General features: G+C 63.7%; 18 protein-coding genes. 9 read left to right on the top strand and 9 right to left on the bottom strand.

Annotation, left to right across the window (positions count from 1 at the left end; translation table 11 throughout):
- Positions 1–4: 4 nt before the first annotated feature.
- Positions 5–1,492 (bottom strand): Y-family DNA polymerase, encoded by a 1,488-nt coding sequence (locus tag ACRHIG_RS10370; RefSeq protein ID WP_489630108.1) that lies wholly within the window; start codon positions 1,490–1,492, stop codon positions 5–7.
- Positions 1,408–2,130 carry a translesion DNA synthesis-associated protein ImuA gene (gene imuA, locus ACRHIG_RS10365; RefSeq protein ID WP_489630107.1) on the bottom strand — a complete coding sequence of 241 codons (723 nt, stop codon included), beginning with the start codon at positions 2,128–2,130 and terminating at the stop codon, positions 1,408–1,410. Before imuA ends, ACRHIG_RS10370 begins: the two co-directional genes overlap by 85 nt.
- Before the next feature lie 206 nt (positions 2,131–2,336).
- On the opposite strand from imuA, the gene ACRHIG_RS10360 reads away from it, so the two are divergent.
- Positions 2,337–3,602, top strand: a complete 1,266-nt coding sequence (locus ACRHIG_RS10360; protein ID WP_230541189.1) for a putative Na+/H+ antiporter — start codon at positions 2,337–2,339, stop codon at positions 3,600–3,602.
- Positions 3,603–3,653: 51 nt separating this feature from the next.
- On the opposite strand, the gene ACRHIG_RS10355 is transcribed toward ACRHIG_RS10360, so the two are convergent.
- The 4 genes from ACRHIG_RS10355 to ACRHIG_RS10340 all read right to left on the bottom strand — a co-directional run bounded on the left by ACRHIG_RS10355 (position 3,654) and on the right by ACRHIG_RS10340 (position 8,471).
- Positions 3,654–5,687 carry a GNAT family N-acetyltransferase gene (locus ACRHIG_RS10355; RefSeq protein ID WP_475416819.1) on the bottom strand — a complete coding sequence of 678 codons (2,034 nt, stop codon included), beginning with the start codon at positions 5,685–5,687 and terminating at the stop codon, positions 3,654–3,656.
- 78 nt (positions 5,688–5,765) lie between these two features.
- On the bottom strand, positions 5,766–6,980 hold the full coding sequence (locus ACRHIG_RS10350) for an MFS transporter (protein WP_475416820.1): 1,215 nt from the start codon (positions 6,978–6,980) through the stop codon (positions 5,766–5,768).
- Between the two features lie 292 nt (positions 6,981–7,272).
- On the bottom strand, positions 7,273–8,094 hold the full coding sequence (locus tag ACRHIG_RS10345; RefSeq protein WP_489630106.1) for an extracellular catalytic domain type 1 short-chain-length polyhydroxyalkanoate depolymerase: 822 nt from the start codon (positions 8,092–8,094) through the stop codon (positions 7,273–7,275).
- Entirely contained in the window at positions 8,064–8,471 is a 408-nt protein-coding gene (locus ACRHIG_RS10340; RefSeq protein WP_489630105.1) for a hypothetical protein, read from the bottom strand. The genes ACRHIG_RS10345 and ACRHIG_RS10340 overlap by 31 nt, the downstream gene beginning before the upstream one ends.
- 239 nt (positions 8,472–8,710) lie before the next feature.
- On the opposite strand from ACRHIG_RS10340, the gene ACRHIG_RS10335 reads away from it, so the two are divergent.
- A complete protein-coding gene (locus ACRHIG_RS10335) occupies positions 8,711–9,295 on the top strand; it encodes a PRC-barrel domain-containing protein (protein WP_475416822.1) in 585 nt (194 codons plus the stop codon).
- A 447-nt stretch (positions 9,296–9,742) separates the two neighbouring features.
- Here the strand turns inward: ACRHIG_RS10335 and hrpA are convergent, their stop codons facing one another.
- Positions 9,743–13,909, bottom strand: a complete 4,167-nt coding sequence (gene hrpA, locus ACRHIG_RS10330; RefSeq protein WP_489630104.1) for an ATP-dependent RNA helicase HrpA — start codon at positions 13,907–13,909, stop codon at positions 9,743–9,745.
- Positions 13,910–13,965: 56 nt separating this feature from the next.
- On the opposite strand from hrpA, the gene argA reads away from it, so the two are divergent.
- Entirely contained in the window at positions 13,966–15,276 is a 1,311-nt protein-coding gene (gene argA / locus ACRHIG_RS10325) for an amino-acid N-acetyltransferase (protein ID WP_046685875.1), read from the top strand.
- A 48-nt stretch (positions 15,277–15,324) separates the two neighbouring features.
- Here the strand turns inward: argA and kdsA are convergent, their stop codons facing one another.
- A complete protein-coding gene (kdsA, locus tag ACRHIG_RS10320) occupies positions 15,325–16,170 on the bottom strand; it encodes a 3-deoxy-8-phosphooctulonate synthase (protein WP_034750794.1) in 846 nt (281 codons plus the stop codon).
- A 218-nt stretch (positions 16,171–16,388) separates the two neighbouring features.
- Here kdsA and ACRHIG_RS10315 point away from each other — a divergent pair, with 218 nt between their 5' ends.
- Positions 16,389–16,661, top strand: a complete 273-nt coding sequence (locus ACRHIG_RS10315) for an oxidative damage protection protein (protein WP_034750797.1) — start codon at positions 16,389–16,391, stop codon at positions 16,659–16,661.
- Between the two features lie 179 nt (positions 16,662–16,840).
- Positions 16,841–17,365, top strand: a complete 525-nt coding sequence (locus tag ACRHIG_RS10310; protein WP_489630103.1) for a DUF6622 family protein — start codon at positions 16,841–16,843, stop codon at positions 17,363–17,365.
- Positions 17,366–17,401: 36 nt separating this feature from the next.
- Here ACRHIG_RS10310 and rpiA read toward each other — a convergent pair whose 3' ends face one another.
- A complete protein-coding gene (rpiA, locus tag ACRHIG_RS10305) occupies positions 17,402–18,079 on the bottom strand; it encodes a ribose-5-phosphate isomerase RpiA (protein WP_489630102.1) in 678 nt (225 codons plus the stop codon).
- A 208-nt stretch (positions 18,080–18,287) separates the two neighbouring features.
- On the opposite strand from rpiA, the gene ACRHIG_RS10300 reads away from it, so the two are divergent.
- From ACRHIG_RS10300 to ACRHIG_RS10285, 4 genes are all read left to right on the top strand, one after another.
- The gene (locus ACRHIG_RS10300) at positions 18,288–18,656 is read left to right on the top strand and encodes a response regulator (protein WP_475416826.1); all 369 of its coding nucleotides are present in this window, start codon (positions 18,288–18,290) and stop codon (positions 18,654–18,656) included.
- Positions 18,657–18,658: 2 nt separating this feature from the next.
- The gene (locus ACRHIG_RS10295; RefSeq protein ID WP_489630101.1) at positions 18,659–19,285 is read left to right on the top strand and encodes a chemotaxis protein CheC; all 627 of its coding nucleotides are present in this window, start codon (positions 18,659–18,661) and stop codon (positions 19,283–19,285) included.
- Positions 19,286–19,290: 5 nt separating this feature from the next.
- Positions 19,291–20,262, top strand: a complete 972-nt coding sequence (locus ACRHIG_RS10290) for a GGDEF domain-containing protein (protein WP_475416828.1) — start codon at positions 19,291–19,293, stop codon at positions 20,260–20,262.
- A 149-nt stretch (positions 20,263–20,411) separates the two neighbouring features.
- Positions 20,412–20,744 carry a hypothetical protein gene (locus ACRHIG_RS10285; protein ID WP_489630100.1) on the top strand — a complete coding sequence of 111 codons (333 nt, stop codon included), beginning with the start codon at positions 20,412–20,414 and terminating at the stop codon, positions 20,742–20,744.
- The last annotated feature ends 13 nt before the right edge of the window (positions 20,745–20,757 follow it).

Genomic DNA, 20,757 nt, shown 5'->3' with positions numbered 1-20,757 from the left:
GCCTTCAGCCAAACAAGCCATGCAAAAACCAGCGCGGCGCGGCGTCTTCGCCGCTGCCGGCGATGCGTTCGCGGTAGACCCAGTAATGGGCGTGGTCGAGGCCTTCCGCAATAAAATAATCGCGCGCCTGCGACTGGCCCCACCAGCCCGCCTCGATGCGTTCGGCAACGGACACCATTTTCAGGGGCGAGCCATAGAAGGGCCGGTGCTCGCGCATCAGGAGGGCGATGGGCTGGGCCAGCAGCCAGGCGGGACGGGGCATGCCGGGCAAGCCGGGCGGCAAGTCGGGCAGCGCGTTTTTTCCAGCCGGCTTGGTCGGCAGAGGCAGCCACCGGTTGGCCGCTTCGGGGCGGTAATCGGCGCGCGGCGCGGCCTGCAGGACATTGTCCATGCCCAGGCGCGCCACCAGCAATTCCAGCAAGCGCTGGCGCTCCTGCGGCGTGCCGCCCGGCTCGGGGAACAGGCTATCGCTGGGCGGCGCCATCGGCTGCACCTGCAGCGCTTCCAGGGTCAGGCCGATCACGGGCGCGTCCAGCGCCAGCTGCGCCAGGCGCTCCTTGAGCAGGCGCACCAGGTGCTCGTCGCGCCAGACGGCTTCGCCCAGCGCCAGGTCGATGACGGTGGGCGGGCGCGCCACCCTGCCCCGCTCGTGCGCCAGCAGAAGCTGTATGCGCTCGGCGGCAAATTGCCGCGCGCACAGCCAGCCCGTCATCTGCTGCAGCAGGCGGCGCGCGCCGAACAGCAGCGCGTCGGCGTGCTCCACGCGGTCGAACAGTTCCAGGCTGGCGCGGAACGTGGGCGGCGCCTCGAGCCAGACGAACAGTTCCGTGCTGTGGCCATGCGCGTCGTCGAGCATGTCCAGCAAGGCCCCGCCGCAACGGCGCTGTAAGCCGGGCCGGGGCAAGTGGCGCAGCTGCCCCAGGGTGCGGCAGCCGATGCCCTCGAACCAGTCGAGCCAGGGGTGCGCGGGCGGCAGCAAGGCGCACGGCAAGCCGTCGAGGCGGCGCACCAGGCTGGCCATGCTCAAGGTCCGGCCCCGGCGCGTACCGGCGCGCGCCAGCAGCCAGGCACCGCGTGCCGTGGGGGCGCACGACAGCTGGGCCGTGTAGCCGAGCGCGCGCAGGCTGGCCGCGATGTGCCGGCACAGGGCGCGCACGCCGCCGAACAGGCGCAGGCTGGCGCCCGCGTCGACGAGCAGGGTCGCTTCCTCGCCCTGCGCCACCAGCGGCGAATATTGCAGCAGCGCCAGCGCCACCGCCTGCAGGGCCTGCGCTTCCAGCTCGGGCGAGCGTTCGTGCAGGCGCGCCTGCGGCGCCAGCATCAGCGCGCCCGCGCGGCGCATGCCCGGCCGGATGCCGGCCGCCAACGCCAGCGGCGACAGGGCCATCACTTGCTCCTGCTCCAGCACTACGCCGAGGTGGTCAGCCGACCAGCGCGGGCAAAACACTTCGAGCGGGAGCCGGGGCAGGCACAGGCCGATCCAGAGTCGCATGACGCAGCAGTAAAGAAGGAGGTTGCAGGGGCAGGAACAGGGTGCGTCGCGCTGCGGCCCCGGCGCTTGATGAAGCCGATCTCGATGCCGCCGGCGGCCGGGCGCACGGACAGGCGCAGCGGCGCGGGCGACGCATCCTGCGCTCCGTGCAAGGGGCGCAGCATGCAGAACAGGGTATTGCCCGACTGCGCCGCCAGATGCAGCCGGCGCAGGCTGTCGGCGCGCACGTGCGCCTGCCAGAACAGCAGGGCGCCGCACGTGCCGCTGCGCAAGATATTCTCCGCCGCCCACAGGGCGTCCTTGCTGCCGGCGCTTTTGATCCACAGCAATTGCGATGGCGCCAGTCCCTGCGCGGCCAGGGCCAGCGCCTGCGGCGGATGGGGCGGCTGCAGCAGCACGATGGGCAAGCCCGGCAGCTGCGCCAGCGCGGGCGCCAGCAGCCGCAATTCGCCGCTGCCCGGCTGCTGCACCAGCAGATCGATGAGGCTGCCGCTGGGCCAGCCGCCGCCGGGCAGCTGCGCCGACAGGGCGGCAAAGCCCGTATCCAGGCAGCGCGCGGCGCCCTGGCCCAGCTGCGATGCGCGCCACAGGGACGGGTGCAGGGCTTCCGGCGAGGCCATCAATTCGGAATGTTGCATAATTGAATATGAAGATGAATACTGTATGTATATACAGTACTATCCAGCCCTGCTTTTGGCAAGGCTTATCTGCCAGATAGCGTGCCCGGGGCCGCTCCGCCATGTCCGAAAAACCCCGTTTCCCGCATCGATTGCTGTACCATAAGCACTCTCCTTACCGCTCGGCAATGCACCGGGCGGCTTCCTCCGTCCATAAGGAAACGCATTTGACCACCATCCAAATCATCAGCGCCATCGTCTTCGGCCTTGCGCTCATCCACACCTTCGCCGCCAAGTCGTTTGAGACATTATCGCGGCGCCACCCCCGCCACGCGGGCTTACTGCACTTGCTGGGCGAAGTGGAAGTCGTGTTCGGCTTCTGGGCCTTCATCCTGATCATCATCATGGCCTTTGTCTCGGGCAGCGATGCGGCCATCGAGTATGCCGAGTCGCGCCATTACACGGAGCCGCTGTTCGTCTTCGTCGTCATGGTCGTGGCCGCCTCGCGCCCCGTGCTCGACGCCGTGCAGCGCCTGCTGAAAGGCGTGGCGCGCGTGATGCCGCTGCGCACGGAACTGGCCCTCGTCTGGCTGGGCCTGGCGCTCGTGCCCCTGACGGGCTCGCTGATCACGGAACCGGCCGCCATGACACTGGCCGCGCTGATGCTGGCGCCGCAAATCTTCCGTCCGGGCATCCCTGAATGGCTGAAATACGGCGCCTTGGGTGTGCTGTTCGTCAACGTTTCCATCGGCGGCACCCTGACCTCGTATGCGGCGCCGCCCGTGCTGATGGTGGCCACCACGTGGAACTGGGACAGCGCCTACATGGCCACCCATTTCGGCTGGAAGGCCGCCATCGCCGTGCTGGTGAATGCCACGGGCGTGAGCATATTGCTGCGCAAATATCTGCACAGCAACACCTCCGACATCAAGCCGAAGGCCGGCGAAGTGGAAGCGCCGAAAGTGCCGCTGGCCGTCAGCCTGGTGCACATGATCGTGCTGGCCGGCGTCGTGACCCTGGCGCATCATCCCGTGCTGTTCATCGGCCTGTTCCTGTTCTTCCTCGGCTTCGTGCAGGCGTATGAGCGCTATCAAAGCCCGCTGATCCTCAAGGAAGGCTTATTGGTCGGCTTCTTCCTCGGCGGCCTGGTGGTACTGGGCGGCATGCAGCAATGGTGGCTGCAGCCCATCGTTTCCAGCCTGAAACCGCTGGCCCTGTTCTTCGGCGCCCTGGGCTTGACGGCGATCACGGACAATGCGGCCCTCACCTACCTCGGTTCGCTGATCGTCGGCATGACGGACGAAGCGAAATACATGCTGATGGCGGGCGCCGTGGCCGGCGGCGGCCTGACCGTCATCGCCAATGCGCCGAACCCGGCCGGCGTGGCCCTGCTGCGTCGCGGCTTCAAGGATGAATCGATCGGCGCCGTCGGCCTGCTGGCCGGCGCCCTGCTGCCGACGGCCGTGGCGGGCCTGGCCTTCCTGGCTTTGTAAGCGGCATCACGGGGCGGCTGCCGGCCGCCCTGCTTCCCTCAGTTCCCCTCCTCAGTTTCCTTCATACACGAGAAAGTGCAGCCGGTCATAGAACAGGCTGTAGGCGTAGTCGAACGTGCCCACGCTGCGAAAGCCCTTGTGCAGATACACTTGCAGCGCTTCGCTCTTTTCCCACACCGTCAGGGTGATGCGCGCGCAGCCCTTGCGGCCGGCCAGGTCGCGGATTTCATGGAACATTTGCCGGAACAAGCCCTGGCCCCGGTATTTCTCGTCGATGGCCAGGCTGCTGACGAAACAGTCGTCGGCGCGCGCATGCGCCAGCACGAAGGCGTCATACGCATCGTCGAGCGCCTTCATGTCATCGCGGTAATATGACACGGCACCGCAGGCCTGGAATTCGGCCATCGTCGCGGCCGTGAAAAAGCCGATGAAGCGGTCGTCCTCGTCATGCAGGCCGTGGATGTGCGCCAGATACGGGTCGATGTTCTGCCGCCGCTGCAATTCGACGAACTGCAGATTGAGTTTATTGCCGAACGAGCAATACTCCAGGTAACTGGTGGCAAACAGCAATTTGGCCATGCGGTTCTTCGCCTCTTCGCCCAGCAGTTCGCCCGCCACCAGCTTGAGCGGCGCATGCGACAGCAGGCCCGCCTGCGCCTCGTCGCCAGGCGGGGCGGCATCGCTGACGGCCGGCATGCGGCTGCCGTGGCGGCCCACGGTGGGGCGCCAGAAGTTGCCGGCAGCAATATGCTGCGAACGGTGGGCCAGCAGGTAGCGGCAAAAGACGGCATTCACGCGGTCCAGCTGCGGGTCGTCCGACAACACGGAGTAATAGTGGAAGTGATCGATGTCGGCCCGCAGCTGGGCCGCATACGCCATGCGCGGCACTTCCTCGATGTCGAACACGTCGACGATGTCGGGCAGGCGCAAAGGATCGTCGAGCTGCCAGTCGATGTCGGCCAGCCGCGCCACGCAGCGCGCATACGCGCGCCGTTCCTCGTCGCTCAAGGGGATGTGCATGTCGGTAATGATATCGTCCAGCAAGCGCATGCCGCGGATGCCGCCCGCCACCGCTTCGCGCACGCCGTCGTACAGCACGCAATAGCGCTGGTAGAACTCGGCATGGCTGAGCACGGTCACGCCCAGGTTTTTCTTCCATTCGGCATAGAACTGGCTGAACAGCTGCGCCTCGAATTGCGGGCAGGAACGGGGAACCTGCGCAGCGATACCCGCATAGGCGAGGTTCACATTGCGCTGGATCACGCGCAGCGCGGCGTCGTTCTTCTTGGCGATCAGCATGCCCGTTTCATCGAGAAACAGATTCATCCAGCTGACATGCCGGCGCGCTTCGCCCTCGCCTTCCCCGCGCTGGAAATAATCGGGCACTTCCGGCTTCATCAGGAAAATCGTCGCCGGATTGTGCGGAATCGTATCGACGTCCATGTACATGCCCCCGTATTCGCACATGATAAGAATACGGAAATAATCGGACAAGGTGGCGAAGTAGCGCTGCGTATGCAGGGTGTCGAGGATGTCGAAGCGCGCGGGCGCGAAGTCCAGCGCCAGTGCGCGCAGCGAGTTGATGTGCAGGGTCGTGCCGCCGATGGCGTAGCGGCCTATCGTGTAGCGCCCGGCGCCGCCCGTGGGGCTGAAGCGTTCGTCATTGCGCAGCTGCTGCGCATCCCACACCCACAGGATGGAGACATACGGCGCGCCGCCGTTGTGCCGCACCTCGTCGAGCGCCGCGCCCCACTGCCCGATCGCTTCGGCAGCGATGGCCGGCAGCGGCCCGCCCATCCAGATGCGGTGCAGGTAGCGCTCGTCGTCGCCGAGGGCGCGCGTGGGGATGCAGCTGAGCGAGGAACAGCTTGCCGCATTGAAATGGTTAAAGTTCAGACCGACGAAGCTGCGCAGGGCGGCGATGCCCGCCTGGTGTTCCGCGGCCAGTTGTTCCAGATCAATGCCAGGGGGCCGCACATCGGCCAAGGTGATGTAATCGAGCTTCAGCCGGTTGATGCGGAACTCGTATTCCAGGTTGAAAATCTTTGCTTGATCGTGTTTTGAGGCCAGGTCATCTATTTTCATGGGCGCACCATTTTCCGCAGGAGAGTGTCAATAAACGTCGCAGGAGGTAAAACAAGGTCGAGAACATGCGCTGCGCCATCAGTGCCGGGCCAGCCGCACCTCGCTTTCCCGGCGCTCCGCCATGCCCCGCGTAAACAACAGCAGGCAGGCGGCGATGACCACGATGACGGGAATATTCAGCAGCGCATACGTTTCCAGCGCATAGCCGAAACGCTGGCACAGCACGTTGTACAGCTGCAGCCAGGCGGACAGATAAATGCAGTACAGCAAGCTCATGGCAGCCGTCGTCAATGTCATCGACTCCTTGCTGGCCGTGATCGCGCTGCGGATCAGGGCGCCGTTGAACAGGCCGAAGCCGATGGAATAGACAAACATGCAGGCCGCAAACACATCGACGTGATGGCGGCCCGCGCCGGCGCCCAGCATGCCGGCCGCCGCGATCAGCCCGCCCATGCGCAGCAGATGGACGAGGGGGAAATCCTGGCGCAGGCGCTGGATGGCGATGCTGCTGAGGACGAAGCCCGACAGAATCACGCATTGCAGCGCGATATAGGTGGCGTAGGAGGCGCCCATTTCCTGCAGCACGAAGATGGGCGAGAAGCCGATCCAGGCCGTCAGGGGCACGGTGGCCAGCCCGGCCGTGAACATGCCGAACATGAAGCGCCCGTTGCTGAAAATGGCGGCATAGCTGCGTACGATGGCGGCAAGGTCCAGGCGCGTGACCGCCGGCGCCGTGCGCGGCATGGTCTTGAACAGGCCCAGCAGGGACAGCAGCGCCAGCAGGCCCGAGAGGAAAAACACGTAGCGCCAGTCCAGCCGGCTGATGATGGCGCTGCCGAGGATGGGGCCGGCCAGGGGCGCGAGGATGGTGGTGCTCGACAGAATGCTGCTGAGCTTGACGGCCGCCATGTCGTCGAACAGTTCATGGATCATGGCATAGCCGACAAAGATGAAGCAGCAGCCCATGCCCTGGATGAAGCGCGCGGCGAGAAATTGCTCGATCGAGGCGGTCAATGGCACCGCCAAGGTGGCCAGCAGGAACAAGGCATTACCCGTGAGCACCAGCTTGCGCTTGCCGATGCAGTCGGCCAATGGCCCCAGGAAAATCTGCAGGGAACTGCCGCCCAGCAGATACAGGCTCAGGGACAGGGGGACGAACTTTTTCTCCGCCTGGAACTCCTCGACGATGCCCAGCATCGCCGGCATGATCATGTCATTGGACAGATAGATATTCAGTTCAAAGACGAGAAAAAACGCAAAAAACCACAGCAACTGCTTGGACTTGATGGACATGGCGCGTTCCGTAACGTGGGTGGCTGCCGTCAGTGCGTGCCCGCCGTCGGGGCATGGGACGGCGGACACGGTTTCACACTGAAAACGTGTACCAATTGTATACCAGTTCGTATTTTTAACGCCGATTTTTGTGTTTTTTAAATACCGCAGCAATACCACTTACAATAACTCCGTGGCATTACGGCATGTAGCGCCTGCCCTGAAAAGGGCGCGGCCAGCATGCCGGCGCGCTGGCGCGGGCATGCCCGGAAGGGAAGATCGATGCGTACCAGTGGGCGCGCGGCGCGGCCGCTTACCGGCGGCGGTGGCTGGCGAAGAAATCGAGCAGCATCTTGCTGGCGTCGGGCTTGGCCTTGTCGTTGAACGGCAGGCTGGCGTCGCCGCCGCTCCACGCATGCTCGAGGTGCTCGACCTGCGCCACGCGCAGCAGCACCTCCTTGCCCACCTGATAATCGTGCAGCGCGTACGCATGGGCCGGATTGCGCCCGCCCGCCGCACCGCCCGGCAGGCGCTGCGCCGTCACCACGGTGTCCAAGGGCATGCGGTTCACGCGCACGCTCTGGCGCACCAGCTGCGTCTGGTTAATGGGGCGCACCACCTTGTCGGCCAGGCCTTGCAGCAGGATGGTGGGCAGGCGGGGGAACGCGGGCTGGCGCGCCAGCACTTCATCGATGGCCGCATCGGCGCGGGCGGCGGCGCCATGCTGCATCACGCCCAGCGCGCCGATCAGGTTATGCCCGGCGCCAAACACGGGCCCGGAATGCAGGCCCAGCGCGGCGAACAGATGGGGATGGTTCAGCGCCACGATATGCGCCATGCCGGCGCCGGCGGAAATGCCGCAGATATAGATGCGCGCGCGGTCGATCGCATAGCGGGCCGCCACCTGCTCGATGGCGCCGACGATCAGGCGCACGTCGCCGCCGCCCTCCTGCGTCAGCTTGTCGTACCACTTCCAGCAGCGGCGCGCATGCGAACGCAGCGATTGCTGCGGATACAGCACGGCATAGCCCTTGCGCTCGGCCAGGCGGTTCATGCGCGTGCCGTCGGCAAACTGCGTGGCGCTCTGCTCACAGCCGTGCAGCATCACCAGCAGCGGCCGGCCCCGGCTGCGCATGGCGGCGCTCGGCGCTTTCTCGGGCAGGTACAAAAATAAGGCAGGCGCCGGCCCGGCAACTGCCCCAGCTCCGGCAAGGGCGCATAGTGGGCGGCCAGCCACTTGCCCGGCGGGGGCGCCGTTCGCTTGCGCACGCGCGGCGGCGACAGGGGCGTGGCAAACGGCGCCAGCGAGGGCACGGCGTCGCCGGCGGGCCTGACGCGCGGCGTCGGCCTGGTCTTGACCACGGGCTTGCCGCGGGGTTTAGATTTAGGTTTAGGCGTGGGCTTGGCCGGCACGGGCCCGAACAGCACCTTGGCCAGTTTGGTCGCCGTGCGCTGCTGCGCCTTACCGGCGCGCAATAGCCCGCGCAGCCATTTGGCGGCGGGCTTTACCATGGCGCGCGGCGCGCATGTCGTGGTGGAGCGTACCGCAAGTTCATCCCTCTGCATCGTTGCATCGTCAGCATGTGCGGCCTCCTCCGTAGAATGCATAGAGTACCGCAATTGGCCGACCACACCGTACGTTTGCACACGCATAAAAGTGCCCCAGACACCATTGAGGCAGATCAACCGCGAACAGGTGCGTATGCTTAATCTGGATGTTCGATCAGCATTTCACCAGAGGAGAGAACACCATGAGCTACCTGGACCGCGACATCCTGGGCATGTACCGCAACCACGACGGCCCCGGGCCAGCCCTGATGGGGGCCGACACCCTGATCGGGGACGAAGTCTACAATCACAACGACGAGGAGCTGGGCGACATCAAGGAAATCATGCTCGACATGCGCACGGGCCAGATCGCGTATGCCGTGCTGTCCTTCGGCGGCATCCTGGGCATGGGCGACAAATTGTTTGCCGTGCCCTGGGAACGCCTGACCCTGGACACCGTCAACAAGCGCTTCCTGCTCAACGTGGACAAAGACCTGCTGAAAAACGCTCCCGGCTTCGACAAGAACAACTGGCCCGACATGGGCAGCGATGCCTGGAACCAGCAGATGGAAGCGTTCTATGGCAGCGGCATGCGCTACAGCAGCGGCGCCATGGCCGGCAGCCGCATGCCATCGGGCAGCGACCTGCGCGGCGGCGCCAGCCTGCAATCGGGCAGCGAAGGCAGCCTGTCCGGCAGCTCCATGAGCGGCAGCCGCGCCGGCACCAGCAGCCAGAGCGGCTCGCGCTCATCGCTCAGCGATGATGATCTCAATAAAGATAGAACGTAAGTCGGGCAGACCGGACAGGTCGCACTGGTCGTACTGGTCGTACTGGTCGGGTAGGTCGGGTAGGTCGGATTAGCGGCGCAGCCGCGTAATCCGACACCACCAGCGACACCGTTAACAGCAGCACACCATCCACCGCCCCATCGCCCGCCCAACGATGACGTCGGATTACGCACGCCCTGCGGACGCGCTAATCCGACCTACCGCTGCATCGATTCCCATACCTTCTGCAAGCGTTTGGCAGACACGGGCATCGGCGTGCGCAGTTCCCGTGCGAACAGTCGGGCAGGCCGGATAGGTCTGGTAGGTCGGGTAGGTCGGATTAGCGGCGCAGCCGCGTAATCCGACACCACCAGCGACACCGTTAACAGCAGCGCACCATCCACCGCCCCATCGCCCGCCCAACGATGACGTCAGATTACGCGCGCCCTGCGGACGCGCTAATCCGACCTACCGCTGCATCGATTCCCATACCTTCTGCAAACGCTTGGCAGAAACAGGCATCGGCGTGCGCAGTTCCTGCGCAAACAGGGACACGCGCAGTTCTTCCAGCATCCAGCGGAAATCGACCAGCTTCGGGTCCGTGTTCTTGCCGGCCTGGCGGTCCTTGGCCTGGCGCAGATACGGCGCGGCGGCCGATTGCCATTCGGCCATCAACTTGGTGTCGCGCGCGGGGTCAGCGCGCAGTTTTTCCAGGCGCACATTGATCGCCTTCAGATAGCGGGGGAAATGCGCCAGTTGCGTGTACTCGTTTTCCGTCAGGAAGCGTTTGTGCACGAGTCCCTGCAACTGCGCCTGGATATCGGTGGCCGCCGCTGCGGGAATGTTTTGCAGCCGCTTCGGCAAGCCGTGGAATTCCGTCAGCACTTGCGACAGCAAACGGGCGATTTCATTGACCAGCAAGACCAGGCGCGACTTGCCTTCGGCCTGGCGCTTGGCGAACGAGGCGGCATCCAGCGGCAGCGGATCCTGCAAACACGCGATGTCGAGCGCCTTGTTGATGATTTGCTCGCGCAACTCTTCCTGCGATCCCAGGGCCATGAATTGCATGCCCATCTGCTGCAAGCCGGGAATGCTTTTCTCGACGTACTTGATCTGCTCCTTCATTTGCAGCGCAAATAAACGGCGCAAACCGATCTTGTGCGTGCGGGCGGCCACAGTCGGGTCGTCAAACACTTCCAGGTCGCAATGCGTGCCCTTGTCGACGAGGGCGGGGAAGCCGATTAGGGTCAGCTTGCCCTGCACGATTTCGAGCAGTTCCGGCAATTCGCCGAAGGTCCAGGCCGTCAAGCCCATGTGCTGCGAGACGGTGGCATTGCCTGACGCCGGCGCGGCCGCAGCGGCAGTAGCCGCCCCCTTGCCTGCCGCAACTGTGGCCTGTGCCTGCAGCCGCGACGCCACTTGCGCGCCCGCCACCTTGGCACCGGGCGTGCCCGTGCCGGAAACGCCCGACACTTCGGCCAGCTTCTGGAAACTCTGGCGCGCCTGGCCGCCGAATTCCGCCTGCAGGGTGGCCAGGTTGCGGCCCATGTCGAGCTGGCGGCCATGCTCGTCGATCACCTTGAAATTCATGAAGTGATGGGCCGGCAGGGTTTCCGGCTTGAAATCCGTCGTCAGTACGTTGATCGTGATCTGCGTGCGGATATCCGCGATGATGGCATCGATCAGGTCGCCCCGGCCGAACACGCCCGCCTCATGCACGCGCTCGCAGAATTTCGCCGCATAATCGGGCAGCGGCACGCAGTGGCGGCGCAGCTTTTGCGGCAAGGATTTGAGCAGCAGATGCACCTTTTCCTTCAGCATGCCCGGCACCAGCCATTCGCAGCGCTCGCGCGGCAACTGGTTCAAGGCATACAGGGGCACGCTCAAGGTCACGCCATCGCGCACGCTGCCCGGCTCGAAGTGATACGTGAGTCCCATTTCCAGGCCCGTCACGGACATGGTTTTCGGGAACAGGTCCGTCGTCACGCCGGCCGCCTCGTGGCGCATCAGCTCTTCGCGGTTCAAATACAGCAGCTTCGGGTTTTCGCGCGTGGCGTCCTTGTGCCATTTCTCGAAACCGGCGCCATTGCACACGTCCGCCGGCAGCAGCTTGTCGTAGAAGGCGGCGATCAATTCATCGTCGACCAGCACGTCCAGGCGGCGCGATTTATGTTCGAGGTTTTCGATATCCTTGATCAGTTTGTGGTTGTGCGCAAAGAACGGCGCGCGCGTGTCGAAGTCGCCCCCGACGAGGGCATCGCGGATGAAGATCTCTCGCGCTTCCGGCAAGTTGAAATTGCCGTAGTTGATGCGGCGCTGGCTGTACACCACCAGGCCGTACAAGGTCGCCCGTTCGGACGCCGTCACCTGCGCCGAACGTTTTTCCCAGCGCGGCTCGCCCCACGATTTCTTCAGCAGGTGCTCGCCCACTTTTTCCAGCCACTCGGGCTGGATCTGCGCCACGCAGCGCGCGTACAGCCGCGTCGTGTCGACCAGCTCGGCCGCCATGATCCACTTGCCCGGCTTTTTCAGCAGCGAGGAGCCGGGCCAGATATGGAACTTGATGCCGCGCGCACCCAGATACCCCGCGCCCGGCTCGTCCTCGCCCTTGAAGCCGATATTGCCCAGCAAGCCAGTCAGCAAGGCCATGTGCAAGTTGTCGTAGGTGGCGGGCGCTTCGTTCAGGCGCCAGCCCTGTTCCTTGACGATGGTCAACAACTGCGAGTGCACGTCGCGCCATTCGCGCAAGCGCATCTGCGACAGGAAATTCGTGCGGCAATTGTCCTGCAGCTGGCGGTTGGTTTTCTTGTGCTCGATGGCGGACTCGAACCAGCGCCAGATCTTCAGGTAGCTGAAAAATTCCGACTTTTCATCGGCGAATTTCTTGTGCGCCTCGTCGGCCGCCTGCTGGTGCTCCATCGGGCGGTCGCGCGGGTCCTGCACGGACAACGCGGAGGCGACGATCAGCACTTCCGTCAGACAGGCGTTATCGAGCGCGGCCAGGATCATGCGGCCCACGCGCGGGTCCAGCGGCAGCTTGGCCAGCTTGTTGCCCAGCGGCGTTAGTTTATTGACTTCATCGACGGCGCCGAGTTCCTGCAGCAATTGATAACCGTCGGCGATGGCGCGCGCCAGCGGCGGCTCGATGAAGGGGAAGGTTTCCACGTCCGTCAGGTGCAGGGACTTCATGCGCAGGATGACGGCGGCCAGCGAGGAGCGCAGGATTTCCGGCTCCGTGAACTTGGGCCGCAGCAGATAATCCTGCTCTTCGTACAGGCGGATGCAGACGCCGTCGGCGACGCGGCCGCAACGGCCGGCGCGCTGGTTGGCGGCCGACTGGGCGATCGGCTCGACCTGCAGCTGCTCCACCTTGTTGCGGTAACTGTAACGTTTCACGCGCGCCAGGCCAGCATCGACCACGTAGCGGATGCCGGGCACCGTCAGCGAGGTTTCCGCCACGTTGGTGGCCAGCACGATGCGGCGCGCATTGCTGGTCTTGAAGACGCGTTCCTGCTCTTCGGCCGACAGGCGGGCGAACAGGGGCAAGATTTCCACGTGCGGCGGATGGTGCTTGCGCAGCGCCTCGGCGCAGTCGCGGATTTCGCGCTCGCCCGGCAAGAACACCAGCACGTCGCCCGAGCCGATGCGGCACAGCTCTTCCACGCCATCGACGACGGCATCCATCAGGTCACGCTTTTCGCGCGCGGCGGCGGTACGCTGGCCCGGCTTGTCAGGATTGGCGGCACCCGGCATGGCCACCTGCTCGCGTTCCACGGGACGGTAGCGCACTTCCACCTGGTACAGACGGCCCGATACTTCGATCACGGGCGCCGGTTTTTCCGGCGTGCCGAAATGGCGCGAGAAGCGCTCGGCATCGATGGTGGCCGAAGTGATGATGATCTTCAGGTCGGGCCGGCGCGGCAGCAGCTGTTTCAGATAGCCGAGCAGGAAATCGATGTTCAGGCTGCGTTCATGCGCTTCATCGATGATGATGGTGTCGTAATTTTTCAACAACGGATCGGTCTGCGTCTCGGCCAGCAGGATACCGTCCGTCATCAGCTTGACGGACGCGCCACGGCTCAGGGTATCGGTAAAGCGCACCTTGAAACCCACGGTTTCGCCCAGCGGCGTGCCCAGTTCCTGCGCGATGCGCTTGGCCGTCGACGAGGCGGCGATCCGGCGCGGTTGCGTGTGGCCGATCATGCCCTTCTGTCCCCGTCCCAGTTCCAGGCAAATCTTCGGCAACTGCGTCGTCTTGCCGGAACCCGTCTCGCCCGAGACGATGATGACCTGGTTTTCCATCAGGGCCTTGGCGATTTCTTCGCGCCGGCCCGAGACGGGCAAGTCTTCCGGATAGGTAATCGGTGGCAGCGGGTTGCGGAAGGCCTTTTCCGCCTCGCGCGCGGCGCGGGCCGCATCGCGGTTTTCCTGCCCCTCGCGCGGCGCGCGCTGCTGCTGTTGCTGTCGCTGTTGCTCTTTCTGCTGCTCCGTGCGCGGTGCCTGCGGCCTTTGCTGGCTCACGGGCGGGCGTGATCGGCCCTGCGCGGGCGCGGCGGCAGGCGTGGCAACACCCCCGCTGGCGGGCACATTTGCAACGGTGGAAGGAGGGGAAGACTTATTGCTGGCTGAAGACATTGTTTTTTACAGGTATTTTAAGCGCGCACATCGCGCAGCGAATTATAATGCGCTTAATGGAAAACCCTACCCAATTCGTCCAATGGCTGCGCTCCGTCGCGCCCTACATCCACGCCTTTCGCGGCAAGACCTTCGTGGTCGCCTTCCCCGGTGAACTCGTCAGCGCCGGGGCGCTGCAGGTGCTGGCCCATGATTTGTCCCTGCTGCATGCGCTGGACATCAATGTCACCGTCGTCTACGGCTCGCGGCCGCAGGTGGCGGAACAACTGGCCTTGCGTAACGTCGAAGGCCGCTTCCACAACGGCGTGCGCATCACCGACATCGCCGCGCTGGAATGCGCAAAGGAAGCGGCCGGCGAACTGCGCCTCGATATCGAGGCCGCGTTCAGCCAGGGCTTGCCGAACACGCCCATGTCGCATGCGGCCATCCGTATCATTTCCGGCAACTTCATCACGGCGCGCCCGCTGGGCGTGATCGACGGCGTGGACCTGGAACTGACGGGCATCACGCGCAAGGTCGACGCCGAAACCATCCACTCCATCCTCGGTTCGGACGGCCTGGTGCTGCTCTCGCCGCTGGGCTTCTCGCCCACCGGCGAAGCGTTTAATCTCACCATGGAAGACGTGGCGTGCAGCGCCGCCATCGCCCTGCACGCGGACAAGCTGATCTTTATTACCGAGACGCCGATGATGGAAGACGCCACGGGCGTGGAAATCCGCGAACTGTCGTCGCACCAGGCCGAAGCCGTGCTGATGGCCGGTTTTCTGCCCGACGCCACGGCGTTCTACCTGAAGCATTGCGTCAAGGCATGTCACAACGGCGTCGAGCGCTCGCACATCGTACCCTTCTCGATGGACGGTTCCGCCCTGCTGGAATTGTTTACCCATGATGGCGTGGGCACCATGATCAGCCATGAAAACCTGGAAAGCCTGCGCCAGGCCACCATCGAAGACGTGGGCGGCATCATCAAACTGATCGAACCGCTGGAAGCGGACGGCACTTTGGTGAAGCGGGGCCGCGAGCTGATCGAACGCGAAATCGATTACTTCTCCGTCATCGAGCATGACGGCGTCATCTTCGGCTGCGCCGCCCTGTACCCGTTCCCCGCGCAAAAGATGGCGGAAATGGCATGCCTGACGGTGAACCCGGAAGTGCAAGCCCAGGGCGACGGCGAACGCATCCTGAAACACATGGAAAACCGCGCGCGCGCCGCCGGCCTGAACAAACTGTTCGTGCTGACCACGCGCACCTCGCACTGGTTCAAGAAACGCGGTTTCGTGCCGGCCACCGTCGACGATCTGCCGAAGGACCGCCAGCATATGTATAACTGGCAACGCAAATCGCAAGTCTTAATTAAAACCCTGTAACACGTGAAAAAGCCCGGCATGCCGGGCTTTTTCTTTACTGAAACATCCTTACTTGATGTTCAGCGGGGCAAACGATTTCACCAGGTCGTCGAGCGCCTTCAATTGCGCCAGGAACGGTTCCAGCTGGTCCAGCGGCAAGGCGCTGGGGCCGTCGCAGCGGGCGTTGTCGGGATCAGGATGGGCTTCCAGGAACAGGCCGGCGATGCCGACGGCCAAACCGGCGCGGGCCAGGTCCGCCACTTGCTGGCGGCGGCCGCCCGAAGCGGCGCCGCCGGGATCGCGCTGCTGCAGGGCGTGCGTGACGTCGAAGATGATGGGCAAGTCGTCGCAGGTCTTTTTCATGACGCCAAAACCCAGCATGTCGACCACCAGGTTGTCATAGCCGAGGCAAGTGCCGCGGTCGCACAGGATCAGCTGGTCGTTGCCCGCTTCCTTGAATTTCTCGACGATATTGGCCATCTGGCCAGGGCTGAGGAATTGCGGCTTCTTGATGTTGATGACCTTACCCGTTTTCGCCAGGGCCACGACGAGGTCCGTCTGGCGCGCCAGGAAGGCGGGCAATTGCAGCACGTCCACCACTTCGGCCACCTGCTGCGCCTGCCATGGCTCATGCACGTCGGTAATCACGGGCACGCCGAACGCCGCCTTGACGTCCTGGAAGATGCGCATGCCTTCTTCCAGGCCAGGGCCGCGATAGGAATGGATCGAGGAACGGTTGGCCTTGTCGAAACTGGCCTTGAACACATAGGGAATGCCCAGTTTTTGCGTCACGCGCACATATTCTTCGCAGGCGCGCATGGCGAGATCGCGCGATTCGAGCACGTTGATGCCGCCAAACAGCGCGAAGCTGCCTGTATTGCTGACGTCGATGCCATGGACTTTCACTGAGGTCATAGGGATTCCATATTGGTTAATTGTTACTACTTGCTTGGACGAGGCCCGCCAGCGGCTGGCGCGATAAGGCATCTTACTAGCTAGGGCGGCACAGATCAAATTTGATCCAGCGCAAGCGCCCGGCAAACGGCGCGTGGCCCGGTCGCGACGGCCCCGCGAGGGCAGGCGCAAAGTGCCTTATAATCACGCTTTATCTCTACACTGATTCAGGAGCACAGATGGCCCGCACGATCCACTGCATCAAACTCAACAAGGAAGCCGAAGGACTGGATTTCCCGCCGTACCCGGGCGAACTGGGCAAGAAGATTTACGAATCGGTGTCGAAAGAAGCGTGGGCCGCCTGGCTCAAGCACCAGACCATGCTGGTCAATGAAAACCGTTTGAACCTGGCCGACGCGCGCGCCCGCAAATACCTGGCCACGCAGATGGAAAAGCATTTCTTCGGCGATGGCGCCGATGCCGCCATGGGCTACGTGCCGCCAACGGAATAAGTTTTTCAGCATTCCCGCCCGTGGCCGCCGCGCCGCGGGCTGTTTCATCCCTCCCCGTTTCACGCCGCCTGACGCTGTTTCACGGCTGACCTTTCCCGTTTCGTCGCACCCCGCTCGCCGCCCCTGCCGCCCGCTGGCACAGTACGCCCATCGACAACCTCACTCCAAAGGCGGACACCATGTTGCAGCACATCTTCAGCCACACTCCCCTCTACGTCTGGGCCATCCTGGGCTTGCTCGTCTACCGGGGCGTGCTGGCCAGCCGCGCGCGCGAAGTGAGCTTGCGCAAGCTGTGCATCATTCCCCTGGTCATGCTGACCCTGTCCTTGAGCGGCGTGCATGGCAGCTTCGGTTTGGCCGGCGTGGCGCCGTTCGCCTGGGGCGCCGGCGCACTGGCCGGCGCGGCGCTGGCATGGTCGTTGACCAAGACAGACGCCATCGTGGCCATTCCCGCGCGGGCCAGCGTGCAGCGTCCCGGCAGCTGGGTGCCGTTGATCATGATGATGAGTATTTTCTGCCTGAAGTATGCGGTCGCCGTGACGCTGGCCATCGCACCCGCCTATGCCCATGCGAGCGGCTTCATGCTGCCCGTCTGCCTCGCCTATGGCTGCTTCAGCGGCATCTTCCTCGGCGGCTTGCTGCGCACCGTGGCCGTGTACCGCCAGGCGCACATGACAAGCGGCCCGCAAGGGGCCGCCGTGTAAGACAAGTGCAAATGCCGGCGCACGCCGGCTATCGTCTTAGTAGGCCAGCGTACGCACGCCTTCCGGCATGCCCAGCAGGCAGACATTCGCGCCGCGCACGGCGAACAGGCCGACGGCGATGACGCCGACGATCTGGTTGATCTGCTGCTCCAGCGCCACCGGGTCGGCAATCTGCAAGCCCAGCACGTCGATGATCTCACCGCCATTGTCGGTGATGAATGCTTCCGTGCTGCCGGCCTTCAGGCGCAAGCGGGGCGTGCCGCCCAGCGCGGCCAGCTGGCGCGAGACGGCGGCGCGCGCCATCGGCACCACTTCCACCGGCAGCGGGAAGGCGCCCAGGGTCTCGACGAGCTTGGAGCCGTCGGCGATGCAGACGAACTGTTTCGCTACGGAAGCAACAATTTTCTCGCGCGTCAATGCCGCGCCGCCGCCCTTGATCATGGCGCCGCTGGCCGTGATCTCGTCGGCGCCGTCGATGTAGACGGCGATCGACTCGACGTCGTTCAGGTCGAAGACGGGAATCCCATGGCCTGCCAGACGCGCTGCCGTCGCTTCGGACGACGCGACCGTCCCCTTGATGCGGTCCTTGATCTTGGCCAGTTCATCGATGAAAAAGTTGGCGGTGGAACCGGTGCCGACACCGATGATTTCACCGTCCACCACATAGGCTATGGCGGCGCGGGCTACGGCTTGCTTCAATTCGTCTTGGGTCATGGCAAAAAAGGGCTAAAGTGAGGAATCCCGCTATTTTAACGGATTGCCAGCCCGGCCAACCGGCCATGATGACGGGCCATGCGATGGAATACAACAGGCAGCCGAAAAAGCTTTGCCCCAGGGCAACTCCCCAGCCAATTACTCTCTATGCCCTCTAAAATATGCGAAAATGGCACGATTGACCGATATGACGTTTCAGGAATAGCCAATGAATCACAGTAAACAGGTACTTGTTGTCGATGACAGCCGGGTTTCACGTTTGATGTCGCATCAGTTCATCCTCAGCAAACATGCCGACTGGCAAGTGATTGAGGCGGCGACGGGTGAGGAAGCCCTGGAAAAAGTCAAGACAGTCAGCCCTGTGCTGATATTACTGGATGTCAATATGCCCGGCATGGGCGGCGTGGCGGCGGCGGAACAATTGCGCGTGCTGTGCCCGCAAACGCACATCGTTCTCGTCACGGCGAACGTGCAAAACGCCATCCGCAACCGCGCCAGCGAAATGCAAGTCGGTTTCATGGAAAAACCGATCACGGAAACCCGCATCCACCAGCTGATCGAGTCACTGGGACTGTGAGCATGGTCAATCTCTCCGAACTGGAAAACGATGCCCTCGTGGAGATATTCAACATCGGGGTGGGCCATGCGGCGGCCGCGATGAGCGAGATCGTCAATGAAGAAGTCACCATGTCGGTGCCGTCGATCACGTTCCTGAACCGTGCCGACGCAGCTACCCTGCTGGGCAGCAAGAAGGATGGCGAACGCATCTGCGGCGTCAGCCAGCATTACGATGGCGCTTTCGCCACGGAAGCCATCCTGATGTTCCCGGAAGACAAGAGCCTGGAAATCGTGCGCCTGATGGTGGGCGACGCCATGCCGCTGCAGGAACTGACGGAGATGGAACAGGAGGCGATGAGCGAGATCGGCAACATCATCCTCAATTCCTGCGTGGGGACTTTGGCCAACCTGTTCGACAGCGAACTGCATGGCTCGCTGCCCCTGTACCACGTGGGCACCAGCGCGGAAATCCTGTCCTCGTTCGGCGGCCAGGATGACGACGCCGTCGTGCTGATGCTGCATATCGACTTCGTGCTGTCCAAGCACCAGATCCACGGCTATGTGGCGTTCGTGCTCGACCTGTCCGCCTTGCACGACCTGAAACAGCAGGTCAGCCACTATCTGGCCAAGGTCCTGGGACAGGCGTGACGATCATGCCGGATGCCTTACACCGACTCGCCCTGCTCGAGAGCATACTCGGTGCCGTGAACCTGGGCGCCATCGTGCTCGACGAGCAGCACCGCATCGTGCTGTGGAACCAATGGATGGCGCGCCACTCGGCCCGCCAGGCCGACGCCGTACTGGGCCAGGATTTCTTCGCCGTCTTTCCGGAACTGCGCCACAAACGCATCGATTCGGCCATCACCCAGGCCCTGCGCGACAATTTCCAGTCGCTGCTGTCGCAAACCCTGCACAAGGCGCCGTTTGCCCTGTACACGCATGGCGCGGCCGCAGGCGGCAACGACGGCGAGGAGCGCATGCAGCAGGCGATCGCCGTCACGCCGATCAATTTGCCCGGTTCGCCGCGCCACTGCCTGATCCAGATCAATGACGTCACCATCGCCGTGGGCCGCGAAAAGCTGCTGCGCGAACAAACCATGGTGTTGCGTTCGCAAACTTTTTCCGACGGCTTGACGGGCATCGCCAACCGCCGCCACTTCGACGTGGCGATCGAAAAGGAAACGCGGCGCGCCATGCGCACGAGCAGCCCCCTGTCGCTGCTGATGATCGACATCGACCATTTCAAGGATTACAACGACCATTACGGCCACCAGCAGGGTGACGGCTGCCTGATCCGCGTGGCGGCCGAGCTGGCCGCCATGCTGCAGCGTCCCACCGACCTGCTGGCGCGCTATGGCGGCGAGGAATTTGCCGCCATCCTGCCCGACACGGACGCGGCGCAGGCGCTGCGCATGGCCGAGTCGATCCGCGAGCACGTGGCCGGGCTGCGCATTCCGCATGCCAAGACGGTCAATGACGCCAAGCACATCACGGTCAGCATCGGCATCGCCACCCAGCACCCGCAGCAGCAGCCGACCATCTCCGCCCTGATCGGCGCCGCCGACCGCGCCCTGTACCTGGCCAAGGGCGCCGGGCGCAACCGCGTGATGGTGCAGCCGCTATAAAAAAGCAACGCAGGGCAAAGGATTCCAGTAGACATCTTTACGGCAGGTGGGTAGACTCGTTATTGATTGCAGCAACAATAACAAGAATTTATCTGTGGTATCTATCCCTGCGCATGGCGCCCCCATGCGGCACATGGCCAGGAGCGCTTGTGAATCTCGATCCTCCCCTCAGATCCGGCTTGCCGGGTGCCGGCATGGATACGACCATGGTCAACGGCATGCGCCTGCTGCTGTCGAGCGCCACCTTGCTGACCCTGTTCATCGATCCCGAAAGCGCCGGCAAGCTGAGCAAGATCACCTGGCTGATCTTTTCCGCCTACACCATGCACAGCCTGCTGCTCTACGTGCTGGCCGTGCTGGGCTTCAGCCTGCCCCAGGACATCTTGCTGTACTGGCTCGACGTGGCCTGGTATGCGCTGATCGTGTTTTCCACCAGCAGCCACAACAATTTATTCTTCCTGTTTTTTTCTTTGCCATCCTGACCTCGTCGTTCCA

Source organism: Janthinobacterium sp. C22 (genome assembly GCF_057919405.1).
Note: the sequence above shows the minus strand (reverse complement) of the source record. Positions and strands in the feature narration are given on the sequence as shown.

Coding starts and splice junctions, on each gene's coding strand:
- ACRHIG_RS10370 (WP_489630108.1), bottom strand. CDS start 1,492: ATGCGACTCTGGATCGGCCTGTGCCTGCCCCGGCTCCCGCTCGAAGTG.
- imuA (WP_489630107.1), bottom strand. CDS start 2,130: ATGCAACATTCCGAATTGATGGCCTCGCCGGAAGCCCTGCACCCGTCC.
- ACRHIG_RS10355 (WP_475416819.1), bottom strand. CDS start 5,687: ATGAAAATAGATGACCTGGCCTCAAAACACGATCAAGCAAAGATTTTC.
- ACRHIG_RS10350 (WP_475416820.1), bottom strand. CDS start 6,980: ATGTCCATCAAGTCCAAGCAGTTGCTGTGGTTTTTTGCGTTTTTTCTC.
- ACRHIG_RS10345 (WP_489630106.1), bottom strand. CDS start 8,094: ATGCGCAGCCGGGGCCGGCCGCTGCTGGTGATGCTGCACGGCTGTGAG.
- ACRHIG_RS10340 (WP_489630105.1), bottom strand. CDS start 8,471: ATGGTAAAGCCCGCCGCCAAATGGCTGCGCGGGCTATTGCGCGCCGGT.
- ACRHIG_RS10335 (WP_475416822.1), top strand. CDS start 8,711: ATGAGCTACCTGGACCGCGACATCCTGGGCATGTACCGCAACCACGAC.
- hrpA (WP_489630104.1), bottom strand. CDS start 13,909: ATGTCTTCAGCCAGCAATAAGTCTTCCCCTCCTTCCACCGTTGCAAAT.
- argA (WP_046685875.1), top strand. CDS start 13,966: ATGGAAAACCCTACCCAATTCGTCCAATGGCTGCGCTCCGTCGCGCCC.
- kdsA (WP_034750794.1), bottom strand. CDS start 16,170: ATGACCTCAGTGAAAGTCCATGGCATCGACGTCAGCAATACAGGCAGC.
- ACRHIG_RS10315 (WP_034750797.1), top strand. CDS start 16,389: ATGGCCCGCACGATCCACTGCATCAAACTCAACAAGGAAGCCGAAGGA.
- ACRHIG_RS10310 (WP_489630103.1), top strand. CDS start 16,841: ATGTTGCAGCACATCTTCAGCCACACTCCCCTCTACGTCTGGGCCATC.
- rpiA (WP_489630102.1), bottom strand. CDS start 18,079: ATGACCCAAGACGAATTGAAGCAAGCCGTAGCCCGCGCCGCCATAGCC.
- ACRHIG_RS10300 (WP_475416826.1), top strand. CDS start 18,288: ATGAATCACAGTAAACAGGTACTTGTTGTCGATGACAGCCGGGTTTCA.
- ACRHIG_RS10295 (WP_489630101.1), top strand. CDS start 18,659: ATGGTCAATCTCTCCGAACTGGAAAACGATGCCCTCGTGGAGATATTC.
- ACRHIG_RS10290 (WP_475416828.1), top strand. CDS start 19,291: ATGCCGGATGCCTTACACCGACTCGCCCTGCTCGAGAGCATACTCGGT.